This window comes from Echinicola pacifica DSM 19836 (assembly GCF_000373245.1).
Taxonomy (GTDB): domain Bacteria; phylum Bacteroidota; class Bacteroidia; order Cytophagales; family Cyclobacteriaceae; genus Echinicola; species Echinicola pacifica.
Window position 1 is genome coordinate 509,506 of record NZ_KB890750.1, and the last position, 13,048, is coordinate 522,553.

12 protein-coding genes are annotated in these 13,048 nt (G+C 43.8%); 5 read left to right on the forward strand and 7 right to left on the reverse strand.

What is annotated here, in order from left to right:
- Positions 1-104 precede the first annotated feature (104 nt).
- Both B050_RS0112670 and B050_RS0112675 read left to right on the forward strand, forming a co-directional pair.
- Entirely contained in the window at positions 105-1,082 is a 978-nt protein-coding gene (locus tag B050_RS0112670) for a M23 family metallopeptidase (RefSeq protein WP_018474299.1), read from the forward strand.
- 265 nt (positions 1,083-1,347) lie between these two features.
- Positions 1,348-1,545: a YwbE family protein gene (locus B050_RS0112675; protein WP_018474300.1), complete on the forward strand. Its 198-nt coding sequence runs from the start codon at positions 1,348-1,350 to the stop codon at positions 1,543-1,545.
- Between the two features lie 99 nt (positions 1,546-1,644).
- Here B050_RS0112675 and B050_RS0112680 read toward each other — a convergent pair whose 3' ends face one another.
- Positions 1,645-2,079, reverse strand: a complete 435-nt coding sequence (locus B050_RS0112680; protein ID WP_018474301.1) for a hypothetical protein — start codon at positions 2,077-2,079, stop codon at positions 1,645-1,647.
- A 572-nt stretch (positions 2,080-2,651) separates the two neighbouring features.
- Here B050_RS0112680 and B050_RS0112685 point away from each other — a divergent pair.
- Both B050_RS0112685 and B050_RS0112695 read left to right on the forward strand, forming a co-directional pair.
- Positions 2,652-3,677: a LacI family DNA-binding transcriptional regulator gene (locus tag B050_RS0112685; protein ID WP_018474302.1), complete on the forward strand. Its 1,026-nt coding sequence runs from the start codon at positions 2,652-2,654 to the stop codon at positions 3,675-3,677.
- Between the two features lie 727 nt (positions 3,678-4,404).
- A complete protein-coding gene (locus B050_RS0112695) occupies positions 4,405-5,943 on the forward strand; it encodes a SulP family inorganic anion transporter (RefSeq protein WP_026235855.1) in 1,539 nt (512 codons plus the stop codon).
- A 231-nt stretch (positions 5,944-6,174) separates the two neighbouring features.
- On the opposite strand, the gene B050_RS0112700 is transcribed toward B050_RS0112695, so the two are convergent.
- From B050_RS0112700 to B050_RS0112710, 3 genes are all read right to left on the reverse strand, one after another.
- A complete protein-coding gene (locus B050_RS0112700; RefSeq protein WP_018474305.1) occupies positions 6,175-7,329 on the reverse strand; it encodes a glycosyltransferase family 4 protein in 1,155 nt (384 codons plus the stop codon).
- Between the two features lie 115 nt (positions 7,330-7,444).
- On the reverse strand, positions 7,445-8,590 hold the full coding sequence (locus B050_RS0112705; RefSeq protein ID WP_018474306.1) for a YjbH domain-containing protein: 1,146 nt from the start codon (positions 8,588-8,590) through the stop codon (positions 7,445-7,447).
- On the reverse strand, positions 8,574-9,401 hold the full coding sequence (locus tag B050_RS0112710) for a YjbH domain-containing protein (protein ID WP_018474307.1): 828 nt from the start codon (positions 9,399-9,401) through the stop codon (positions 8,574-8,576). The genes B050_RS0112705 and B050_RS0112710 overlap by 17 nt, the downstream gene beginning before the upstream one ends.
- A gap of 346 nt (positions 9,402-9,747) precedes the next feature.
- Between B050_RS0112710 and B050_RS23465 the strand changes: the two genes are divergently transcribed.
- On the forward strand, positions 9,748-9,981 hold the full coding sequence (locus B050_RS23465; RefSeq protein ID WP_157492777.1) for a hypothetical protein: 234 nt from the start codon (positions 9,748-9,750) through the stop codon (positions 9,979-9,981).
- Here B050_RS23465 and B050_RS0112715 read toward each other — a convergent pair.
- The 3 genes from B050_RS0112715 to B050_RS0112725 form a co-directional block, all read right to left on the reverse strand.
- Positions 9,963-11,048 (reverse strand): hypothetical protein, encoded by a 1,086-nt coding sequence (locus tag B050_RS0112715; RefSeq protein WP_018474308.1) that lies wholly within the window; start codon positions 11,046-11,048, stop codon positions 9,963-9,965. The two genes, B050_RS23465 and B050_RS0112715, sit on opposite strands and share 19 nt — an antisense overlap.
- Positions 11,049-11,400: 352 nt before the next feature.
- Positions 11,401-12,156, reverse strand: coding sequence for a glycosyltransferase family 2 protein (locus B050_RS0112720; RefSeq protein WP_018474309.1), 756 nt, complete (start codon positions 12,154-12,156; stop codon positions 11,401-11,403).
- 96 nt (positions 12,157-12,252) lie between these two features.
- Complete coding sequence (locus B050_RS0112725; RefSeq protein ID WP_083923283.1) at positions 12,253-12,978, reverse strand: YdcF family protein; 726 nt, start codon at positions 12,976-12,978, stop codon at positions 12,253-12,255.
- Positions 12,979-13,048 lie beyond the last annotated feature (70 nt).

Genomic DNA, 13,048 nt, shown 5'->3' on the forward strand with positions numbered 1-13,048 from the left:
TACAAGTGTTATGCCTATATTGGCGGTTATCAACGTCGGGCGATACACCGCGCTTCCATCACACATAGGGCTACAAAAATAGGAGAAATACCATTTAATTAATAATGAGTAGAATAAAATATTACTATGATCCTAAAACGTGTAAATATGAACGTTACACGAAGAGCAAATGGGATATTCTGTTAGGGGTATTAGGCTTCCTCTCTCTGTCTATCATTTTGGCTGTGGGAATACTAATAGTCTTCAGTTATTATTTTGATAGTCCTAAAGAGATTATGCTCAAAAAAGAGAACGATGAGCTCAAGCTATATTATGAACTGATGGAGAAGGAAGTGACACGGCTCACCGATGTCGCTGCAGACCTCAAGGATCGTGATGACAATCTCTACCGAGTGATTTTTGAATCCGAGCCTATCCCCTCTTCCATCCGGGATGCGGGATACGGCGGATCTGACCGCTTCAAGGAGCTCAAGGAAAAAGGCCTGCAGCAAGAAGAACTGATCATCGATGTGATGGCCAAGGTCGATCAACTAAAAAAACAACTTTATATACAGTCTCTCTCTTATGATGAGCTGGCCGAAAACGCCCTGAATAAGGAACAATATTGGGCATCTATTCCGGCCATTCAGCCCATCCATAATGAAGATCTCAAGAGCCTGGCCTCAGGTTTTGGGATGCGTATACACCCCATTCTGAAAGTACGTAAGATGCATACAGGCATCGACTTTTCTGCCCCCAAGGGCACCCCAATCTATGCGACTGGGGATGGCACAGTGGTTGAAGTGAAAACCGAATTTGGCGGTTACGGCAAATCGGTCTTGATCGACCATGGATTTGGCTTCCAAACCCGATATGGGCATATGAATGAATTTGAAGTAAGAAAAGGCCAAAAGGTAAAACGCGGCGATGAGATAGGTAAAGTCGGCAATACCGGCTCTTCCACTGCTCCCCACGTGCACTACGAGGTCATCAAAGACGGTAATATCATCAACCCCGTCCACTATTTCTTCAAAGATCTTGGCCCAGTGGAATTTGATAAAATCCTCGAACTGGCCTCAAAAGAAAACCAATCACTATCTTAATTCCTACGCTTCTGTCATAGTCCTCCTTAGTTATATTATTATGGACGCTTCGCTCAAAGGCTGTTCTAGCCTCAGTGATTTAAGCATAATTCCATGGGGTAAGGGAAATATTATAAGGGAAGATTCCTCGACATTGCAGCGCTAAGCTGCGCTCAATAAATATGGGAAAAGGCCAGACACCTTGGTAGAAATCATCCGCCGAGGATACTATAAGCAGGAAGAGGTATAAGTAAATTGAATTACGATCTAGCAAATTAATTATAAAATGGACGGTACAAACAGGAAAAATATAAAACTCGGAGACTGGGTAGAAGTGGTGCAAAAGCAGCATCAGGGATCAGGCGAATTGACAGAGGGACAGGTAAAAAGAATATTGACCAAGTCCCCTACCCATCCTCATGGGATAAAAGTCCAGCTTAATACTGGCGAGGTAGGCCGGGTAAAGAAGGTATTGGAGGAATAAAAAAAGGCGGTTCATAAGTTGAACCGCCTTTTTTAGGTAATTTTTTAAAGGTATTCTTCTACTTTTCAGCAAAAAAGAGGAGGTCTGAAGGGGGAAATCTTATCCTAACCAAGCAGACCAAGGGATTCTAGCAATAATCATGATGAGAGCGATCCCGTAAAACATGTATAGACTTCTGAATCTGGCACGGCTTTCGGTCAATTTTTTCGCGCGGCTATAGCCCACCGTGATCAATACTATGGCAATAATATTCATCAAAGGATGCTCCAAAGCATATAGGCGACTCATGCTGTCGGCCATTGCATTGCCAGAAGACATATTAGAGAAGCCTAGTGGACTTACAAAGTAAGTAATGATACCCACCAAAAGTTGGATATGTGCCGGGATGAAGCCAATCAATCCGAATTTCCGGTCCTTGTCAGTAAATTGACGGTTGGAAAGTGCGCCGATAAGGGCATAAATAAAAACGAAAGCTAATCCGGCTATTACCAAATAAGCCATTCCTGAATGGAGATGTTTAAGTCCTGTTTGCATTGTATATCATTTTTTCGATGCCCAAATTAACGCAAAACTTAGGAGATTTGTTAAGGTAAACAGCAGTATTTACCAGATTTTGTCATTTTCGCGGAAATAGCTCCGCCAATTCCTCCTTAATCTTAAACCCACTAGCCCTTTCTAGTCTATCTATAAATGTCTGTTCCTCGAACCATCTCCCCGGGCCTTATTAGTTATAGTATAAGGAAGGGGGAATTTGAAATACCATTCTCCTACAAGTTTTATAAAAGTCTTGGTAAAAATTATTTAAAACTAACACTAAATAGGCCTACGGGACTATATAGGCCGTTTTGAGGCAAAAAAAAAGGCGGCAACGAGGCCACCTTTCATAGGGTTTTATAGGTTTTGATAGTATAATTTCTTGCTGTTATTAATTAAATTAACCTAAAAACTTTCAGTCCTGCAAGCCCCAATTCTCCGCAACCGATTGTGCAATCAGTTCCGATGGGCTAATTTAAACAAGGTCTAAATAATTTGACAAAAATATTGCCCATATTAGGGGGTTTCCGTATGTTCATGCTTTCATTTATAATTACCCCTCTAAGACATTTATGGCCGAAAAGCATCAACTTACCCTTAAGGATATTGCCAGAGAACTTGGTTTGGCGGTGAGCACCGTGTCACGCGCACTTAAATCCCACCCGGATATCAGTGATGAAACTATCAAATTGGTAAAGGATTATGCAAAGGAGCATCATTATGTCCCTAATCTGCTAGCGGTAAATTTCAGGAAAAGTAAGACTTTTAATATTGGCTTGGTCATCCCTGAGTTGGTGCACCAGTTTTTCTCCACGATCATCAGTGGCGTCCTGCAGGAGGCCAATGATAAGGGATATAATGTGTTGATCTGCCAATCAAACGAGAAGCTAAGCGATGAGAAAAAGGTCGCTCAGGCCCTGCTCAACAGCCGGGTGGATGGAGTGATCATCTCCCTTTCCAATGAAACAGAAGATTATAGTCATCTCAAGGAGTTCTTAGATGCAGAAATCCCCGTGGTTCAGGTGGATAAGATCATTGAGGGTTTTGACACCCCCAAGGTAGTGGTAAATGATTATAGTGGTGCCTATCAGGCGGTGGATTACCTCATTGGTCAAGGCTACCAGAAGGTCGCTCACCTCAGAGGACGGCTGATCGTCCAGCACTCCAACGAACGCCACAGAGGCTACGCCGAAGCAATGGAGCAGCATAAACTACCCATCAAGGAAGACTATATTAGAATCTGTGATCTGCAGACTGAAAAAGAAGGATATACTTACGCCAGGGAAATGATGAACTTGCCCGAGCCTCCGGATGCCATCTTCTGTGTGACCGACCTGGTGGCATTGGGAGTTATGGAATATCTGAGAGAAAAGAACATTAAGGTACCTGAGGAAGTAGGCGTTATTGGCTTTAGTAATTGGCAACTTGGGGAGATCATACGCCCCACCTTATCCACAGTGCATCAGCCCGGCTTCGAATTGGGTGTGAAAGCTACCGAATTACTTCTCGACAAGATAAATAATGGCTCCAGCAGCCCCAATATCAAGGTAGTCTTAGATGCCGACCTGATTATCAGGGATTCTGTGAGGAAGTTATAAACCTTTGCAAATAAAGGGCATATTAACACCAGTTAATATTTTGGTAATATTGACTTAATTTTCTAGGGAAATAATAGGGTAATTGGTAAAAGTAAATTAATTTTAGCCAAAATTAAAACCAGCTATGGATACCGCCTTCACCCTAGTTCTACTCACCCTTGCGTATGGTCTGTGTTTACTTTCGTTTTATCCCGAAAAGTACCTCCGCAAATTAGGTTATAAAACCTATACGACTAATACCCCCGAGTATAAGAAGCTTAGGCTTTCGGAGCCCCTATTCCTTAGCCTTTTAGGTGGTTATATCATGGCCTTTGTCGTTATGGTATTCTTTAAATAAAATTCGAAATTCTTCCGGATCCCGATAAATCATTCCGATTAGAAGAGGCCTTAGAACAATGATCTTCTATAATATTCCGGTTTTCCACCTCTCCTTATTAATTAGGAAAGTGCATTATTTAATCCATAGGCTTGAATATTTTTTAACGAAAACATATCTTTGTTGCAGATTCCGCAAACCCCGCCAATCCTGGTGATTCTCTAATAGTGGAATCCCCAATAATCCCCTGTTCATAAATACTTTATTAAACAAAATAATATTTTGCTAATAAAAGCCCTACCTTTGCATTTGGGTTAATAAGATATAGCTATGTTTCTATAGCCATTGATGAATAGCTCAAGTAAAGTATAAAATCGATCATTCTAACTATTAATACAATTTCTGAAAGACATGACACAGATGTTCTTTAATCTATTTCGACCAACGCAGTCCAGCCTAAAAGACGAGGTGCTCTCAGGCCTTACGGTAGCATTGGCATTGGTTCCTGAAGCAGTGGCCTTTTCACTTATCGCGCAGGTATCCCCGTTGATTGGGCTTTACAGCGCATTTTTCATTGGTTTGATCACCGCCATATTGGGTGGTCGTCCGGGCATGATCTCTGGAGCTACTGGCGCCATTGCCGTGGTGGTGGTAGCCTTAGTCGTGCAGCAAGGGGTAGAGTACCTCTTTGCCGCGGTAGTCCTTATGGGCATTATTCAGGTTTTGGTGGGAGTGCTTAAACTGGGGAAACTCATTCGATTGGTACCCCATCCTGTTATGTTTGGTTTTGTCAATGGCCTTGCGGTGATCATATTCACCTCACAATTTGGACAATTCCAGATCGAAACCAGCCCAGGACAGTATGATTGGATCACGGGCCCTCCTTTATATATTATGCTTGGTCTGGTGCTATTGACGATGGCCATCATCAAATACCTCCCTAAACTTACCAAAGTAATTCCCTCTGCCCTGGCAGCGATATTGGTGATTTCTGGAATAGTAATTTTTGGCAATATCGATACGAAGACCGTAGGTGATATGGCTTCGATCTCTGGTGGGCTTCCTGAGTTCCATATTCCTATGGTTCCATTGACCTGGGAGACCTTCATGATCATATTACCTTATTCTGGCATTATGGCTGGCGTAGGACTGATAGAGAGCTTACTTACGCTGACCTTGGTGGATGAGATCACTGAGACCCGTGGCAATGGCAATAAGGAATGTATCGCTCAGGGTGTGGCCAATGTCACTACAGGCTTCTTTGGAGGCATGGGTGGGTGTGCCATGATCGGTCAGTCCCTCATCAATGTAAATGCTGGCGGCCGTAATCGTATTTCTGGTATCGTCGCTGCCTGCGGCTTATTGACGTTTATCCTTTTCTTCTCATCGTATATTGAGATGATCCCTATGGCGGCTTTGGTAGGCTTGATGTTTATGGTAGCCATAGGCACATTTGAGTGGGCCTCACTGAAGATCTTCAAGAAAGTACCGGTATCGGATGTCCTTGTGATGATCGTGGTGACTCTAGTGACAGTATTCCTGCACAATCTAGCCCTGGCGGTATTAGTAGGTGTGATCATCGCAGCACTGGTTTTTGCCTGGGAAAATTCTAAAATGATCCGAGCAAGAAAAACGATGGATGGCAATGGTGTGAAGCACTATGAGATTTATGGTCCCTTATTCTTTGCTAGTGCCTTGACCTTTGGTGAGAAGTTTGATCCGCTCAACGACCCTGATGAGATCATTATTGATTTTGCAGAAAGCAGAATCGTGGATCATTCGGGCATTGATGCGGTACATAAGGTGACCGAGAGGTATAATAAGGCGGGTAAGACCGTTTATATCCGTCACCTGAGTACCAGCTCCAAGAACCTACTAGAAAAAGCCGAAAAGATAGTCAATATCAACTATGCTGATGATGATCCGAGTTATAAAATTGTAATGGATTAATTTTCATTCCCAACACAGTAAACGACAAAAGGCAAGAGCATAAGCTCTTGCCTTTTGTCGTTATAATTATTGATGCCTAACCCCAAGCCCCTAAAGGGCAAAATTAAACCAACCCTAGGTAAATCGTAATCAACCTAGGTGGGGTGATATTTAATTCTCATCTACCCCCAAGCCCCTAAAGGAGGCTAAAAAGCACTGAAAATCTTAAAGAAGGAGTTTCTTCAATTCTTATTAACGTTCCAAAATAGCTTCTTTCTCCCAATTTTCACCTCTTGACCGTGGGTCTTCAGTGCTAAGCTGGAGAGACATACGCTGGGAGATCGGGGGAGTCTTGCGGACCTTGGCGCGTACCTTGCGTAAGGTCACCACATTGATCAGGCCACCGGATGCGATGGCTAGCACAAAGATGGTCGGCAGCATAATATGGTCAGACATATTGCTGCAAGCAATCACCAAACCCAGAAACAATAACTTCACTCCTCCTAATAGCATTGCCACCTGATCATGATCATGTCCCATTCGCATGAGGAAATGGTGGATATGTGATTTGTCAGGCGAAAAAGGAGATTTACCTCTCCGAATTCTTCTGATAAATACCCGCAAGGTATCATAAGTACACACGATCATCAAGGATAATCCTGAGGCTATCGGCGCATGGAATTTATATGTACTTTCTATGGGCAAGGCTCCATTGGCATTGATAAATATAATGGTAAGCGTGGTAATAAAACAGCCTATGGGCAGCGAGCCTGTATCTCCCATGAAGATCTTTGCCGGATGCCAATTATACACTAAAAAGGCTAAAATCCCTCCAAACATCGCCAGGCATAGCAAGCCTTCCACCTTATAGCCAGCATAAAGAAACCATACCCCAAGGAAATTGCAAGAGATCAGACCCAAAGTGCCCGCAAGGCCATCCAAGCCATCTATCAAATTATAGGCATTCGTCAGCCCGACGAACATGAATATCGATAGGGCGTAACTGAAGATCAGCGGCAATTCGTATATCCCCAGTAAACCGAAGAAACTGTGTATCCGAATATCTCCGAGGATCACTAAAATGGAGAAGGCACTCAGCTGCCCAATCAACTTGTGCATGGCCGACATATCCATCTTATCATCCCAAAAACCGATAAGTGTCAGCAATCCCAGGGCCACCATAATGGCATAATGACTGTGCAGACTCTCCCCCTGGAGGATATAAGCCGCACCCGCCGCAAAAGCCAACATAATTCCCAATCCCCCCATCGAGGGGACCGACTGCTTATGAATCTTCCTGCCTCCAGGCAGGTCCATAATATTATTCTTCTTGATCACTCGAATGACTAATGGGATAAGCAATAGTCCTGAAACAATGGTAAGTGCTAAAACAATGATGACTTGCATACGAAATAGTAGGTTAAAAGCTAGTGGACGTATATATATAGCAAAGTAAAATATACTAGTTTACTTGATTCAGACAGCTTCCCTGTCTGCAAAAATCCCAAACACCCCGTCTGGGTTATTTACCACGAATAAAGTGGCCATTGTATTGTCTTGTAATGTCAGAAAGTCGTGGCATGCCGGTGCGAAAAGACTGATTTACCAGATCTTCATTATTATAACTGTACTCCCAACGGAACTCCTCCGTGGTACGTAGCTCTACTTTCCTGCCCCGAAGGATCTTACCCGGCCATAATGGGAAGGCAAATTGGAACCCTATATTCGTGCCTGCCTTGGACACTGATCCAAATAAGCCGATATCTACATTCCCAAACTGCTTGATCATATCCAGTCTGGCCCCGATATCCTCATACAAAAACTGCCCGGCCGTAAGCTTCAGGGACACATCCTCTATAGGCGTGCGGTATTCCACATCTGCCGTAAGCATAAGGTCATCCATCACCTCAGTATAGAACTTCCCATCCTGAATATGATAATAGCCCGTAAGTGCCAGCTCTGCGCCAAAGCTCCAGCGACCATTTATCGGAGCAAACCGATACTGGAGATCCCCGCCATACCTATTATTAAAGAAGGTACCTAAGCTCAAAAAGGCATAATGGCTGCGGGCTAAATGTCGAAAAATGGACAGCTGACTGGGCGCCAGGCGTGGCTGGAGGTCCTGAGCATCTAGGGAATTCTGGATCGGAATCAATAAACCAGACTGCAAGCTGATCCCCTCCATGAAGTACCATCGTGTATCTAAAATCAAACTCGTCTTTGCCCGTACGGGCTTATCATAATAGCCAAAATTAGCCGCTATACTGGGCACCAGACGAATGTGGAACCGGTAATCCGAAAACTTATTATTGGCCTTGAAATAGCGGTAATCCTCCCGAGTCAGCTCCGCAGTCCAGGACCGGTCGGCGGCATACTCTCCCATGGGCTGATTATGATATAATGGCACATAAGACAGCCCCGCAGGACTATATTGCTCCAAAATCCGACTGGCATACTCCATGCTATGTATGGGATTCCGGAATTCCCTATGCTCAAAAAACACCTGGAGACTGTCCCCCCGTTCCCGAATATGAACCTGCTCAAATCCCTGATGGTAAAGCGCCTTCTCTAAGTCTGCCAGGGACACCTGCTCCTGTCCAAAAACCCTTCCTCCCAAAGCCAACAGCAGGAAACTGGAAGCGATCATCACTCTAATGCTTCCTCTCATATGCCCTCAGCTCTTTAGGTTTGAAATCTAATGAAAACTGCATGGCGATATTAAATGCCAGCTTCTTACCCTCAAAGGTATAGGCATTGACGCTGAGCCAATCCTGAATATCTACAAAAACCCCTGCATTAATCGTATTGGTATTGTACTCGACCATAAGTCCTGCCCAGTCCAATGGCTTCACAGACATCCCCCCAAACGGCCCTACCAGATAATCCACCCCGAAGAAGGAATCTTTCTTGGCAAAGCTATATTTTGGACCATCCCCTGTACGATTCTTCTTGATCATATAGGGAGAACCATAGCCAGCGGTGAACTGCAGCATCCAGCTTTTCAGGGCTATATTCTTGGTCAGGACCAAATAATCTTGCGACATAAAGGGAGCATTAGATCCTGGAGGTGTGATGGCCAGCACGATCGAAGGCCAATATTTATTCTCCTCCTTCAGCCGAAACCGAAAATCTACCTGCCGATCCCCTATCCCAATCCTATCCCTCAGGCTCGGACGGTAGGTTACAGTAAAATTCACCTCCATAAATCGTGTGAGCCCCGCCCGCACATTATAGAAGTTTAGCGTATTGAGCGATATGGGGGTATTGGCTCCTGGATTGATATCCTTAGAGTACACCCGTGGAATATACCCAAAGGACAGCCCCAGTCGCTTCTCCTCGTTCCAGGAAGCGGAGGGACTCGTCATGTAGCCCGGCTTTCCCAAAAAATTCACCTGTGCCTTAGCCTTTTCACTGCCTATGCCCAGCAATAATGGTACGCCGAGCAGGAGGCAGTAATATATTTTTCGAATCGAAATCATTAAAAATTAAAGGTTTGGCAGTAAAAATTCAAAAATGAAATTGCAATGCTCACTTAATGTCTTGGATGATAGTTAGTATTCTGATGACAGATCATCCTTCAGAAGAAGGATTTTCATTCCCTAGCTCAGCCCTTCTCGGGGAGGCTACTAGGATAAATGGGTATAAAAATTCAGCATAGATCATCCCTGGATGAATTTTAGTATTGGAGTGTAGTTTTTTTTATTCATTAGGGTAATCACAACTTTTTGCATGATTTGTAATTATCTCAGCCTTATAACCTGTTGGTTTATCTGTGCCTTTCCCTATGGAAATAGCAGAAAATGAAGGTCATAAAAGGTGATGGAGATGGAAAAAAATAAGGTAGTAAGCCCTGATGAGGTAAGTTGCGGTGCTTTCCCGGGGAAAACTTTCGTCTCCCCGGGAAAGTACACTGCAACAAAAAAATGTACATCAAAACATCTTTTACTCCGGATCAGCCCTCAGATACGCTATCCTGTGCACGGTATGCAGCAGTCCAGCTCAAATGCAGGCATTCGGATTAACTACCTTGGTGTTAGGGATCAGCTTCCTGAGCCCTGATTATGACAAGCTGCCAAAGCCTTTTTCAACACTTTGTCTGCAGCAAATACACATTTCTCGAATTCCATTTGAATTTCATAGATACACTCGTCACGTGCTTCGATAGCATCAAGTTTCTCCTGAAGAAGGGCCACTTTCAGCATCGCTTCACTGCGCTCATACCAAAGGTCGATCTGCTGTCTGCCATACACGGCATAGATGATGGTAAAATACTTCAATACTGCACCCAGCTCTGGGCTGAACTTACCGATCTGATCTGCTACGCCATTCAGCGCCAATACAGTGATCTTCAAAGTGGCAATTCTCTCTTTACGCTCTTTATCCAGCTTAGCCATACGTGAATCATAACGATCCTCAGCATCCTCTACTCTGCGCTCATAATTCTTCTGCGCTTTAGCGACTGCCTCGTCACGCTGCTTCATTAGGTTTTCCACTTTCTTATCGTAAGCTTTGATCGCTGCTCCTTGGCATGGGCCAAATTCTGCTGCATAATCACGCTTTACGGTACTTTCAGAAGGGAATTCCTTGTTTAGCTCAGCACTTGGAAGTTGGATATCCTTATCTAAGAAGCTATAATCCTCAGAATAATTTACCTTAGGCAAAAGCGCAATGATACTTCCTGGAGCAGAGGCCAGGTGATCCTGAAGTTCCTTATATATGCCAGTAAGTGGCTTAGAAGGATCAAGAATCGCATCGATGGTCGCTTCATCCAAGGTCTTAGCACTTTCTCTGATTTCAGCAGAGAAGCCATTAGAATAATCAAGGATATCGTCTAGGCTACCTTTAGTGCCTGCATTGATATCACCCTCGCTACCCGCATTGATCAGATCATCCAATACCGAAGTGGTGGATGGAGAGGTCACTACTTCGCCGAGCTCAGGCTCTATAATCACTGGATCTGGATCTTCAACATCCGGTAAATCCGGTACCGCCTCAAACTCCTCTTCCTGAAATTGGTAAGGGTCTAAGGTCTCTTCGTCTTTGTTGCTACAATTGCTGAGGAATAATACCACCAGCAAGAAGCATAGGCCCGTGAGCCCTCGCCGTAAACTTTGGTTCATTTTCATACTTTATTGGTTTTGATGTTATAAAAAAGGTTTGTGTTGTTCTTTAAGTAATTAGGGAATAAAATACCTGCTTCAAAGGCCCTCCTCATTCTTCACTAAAACCCCAGTAAATCAACCGCTTCCATGCTCAAACTACGCCTTAGTTTATTTCCAAATCCTAGTGGATTATCAATAAAATTATACGCCAAAATAGCTTTTGAAAACATTAATTTACGGAATTATGCCTTTTATATTTAATCGCTCTTCTAAAAGGAAAAATATCCTCAAAAATTCAATTAAAAATACAATTAGCCAAGTGAATTACCAAGTATTTCTAAGAATTATCCCTTAGAATAATGAATAAATAAATTGCTTACCACATAGCCGGTACAAACTCCAATACCTTATTAAAATACCGGCTATAGAGATGTAAATAATTGGTATATACACCATTATGACGGCAGGCACGGAGATTCTCCTGATTGATCGTCCAGTTATTCTTCAGGTATTGGGTACTCACGCCACCGGTGCGCATCTTCAGAATATCCAAAGGCAGGTATTCATAGCTAAGGTGGTTTTTATAGAGAAAACGCAGGAGCAATTCAAAATCGGCCGCTATGCGATAATCCGTCCTATAATACCCAAATTCCTCAAAGAACTTATGGTAAGTGAAGAAAGTCGGATGAGCGGGCATCACTCCTTTTTTGAAGAGGTTATGGTGAAATTTCTTAGAAGAATAATACCGTACCGTCTTCTCCAGATTTTCTGGAGATACAAAGCGCACATCAGCATAGACGCTATCCTTACCTGAGGTATGGAAGCATTCCACCACCTTGGAGATGGCATCGTCACGATGATAAAAATCATCCGAATTGATGATCCCCACGATATCGCCAGTGGCGAGCCTTATCCCCTTATTCATGGCATCGTATAGGCCGTTATCTGGTTCTGAAATCCACTGATCCACCCGCCCTTCATTGGCGCGGATGATGTCTAGTGTGCCGTCCGTGGAACCACCGTCCACGATAATGTACTCGATATCATCATACAGCTGACGTGTCACGCTGTCGATGGTATCTTGAAGAGTCGCTGCTGAATTATAGCAGGCAGTTATTAAAGATACTTTCATGGTGTGTGTGTGGTAAAAATGTGTTAGATCAAATAGTACACCCTGAGATCGCCAAATAATAAGTAAAAGAATATAAGGCGTATTTTGGGCAAAACGTTAAATCTCCCCCTTTAGCCTGTAGTAGAGGAGACCCAACCACTCCTTCAGCAAGGTCTCCCAGGTCTGCAAACTCTGCATGCTTGGGATAAATGCATAAATCAGTGGCTTTGGACTCCGGCTCTCCAGAGGATCCGTAGCGAAGGTTTCTACCCGAAACCCTTGCTTTTCGAAACACATCCTGGCCCGGTGCAGATGATAGCCCGAACTCACCAGGATGATATCTTTGGCCCAGTTATTTTGCTGAAAAATATCGCTGCAATAACGGGCATTCTGTGCGGTATTCGTTGACTGTGGCTCCGTCACTATGCGCTCAGGAAACAAACCTAAATTGGTCAAAAATGCTTTAATATGTCTGGACTCTGAAGCGATGGCCGGCCCATACAGGGAACCACCACTGAGTACTAATGTGCTATTTCCGGAGGCTTTCATTAATTTCATAGCCCCCATCAATCGATCTCCCGCCTTAAAAAACACTGGTCGATCCAACTCCGGCAGTGACTCGGCCATCCCGCCAAGCACAACAATCGGCCGCCCATTCACCTGTACCTCATCCACCTGCTGCAGGCCCTCTTCCCAGACTTTGGCCACCTGCATGGACATAAATGGATTCGTAAAAAACACCAAAATCCCCAATGCAAGCCAACACAGCCTATTCTTCACCAGGCGATTTCTAAACCCTATGCTCAACAGCAAAACCATGATCGCCCAACATAACGGGTTCATCAAGGCAATCACAAATTTATCAAACCAAAACGGCAAGGAATAACGGAATTAAAGGAAGGTGAAGGATTAA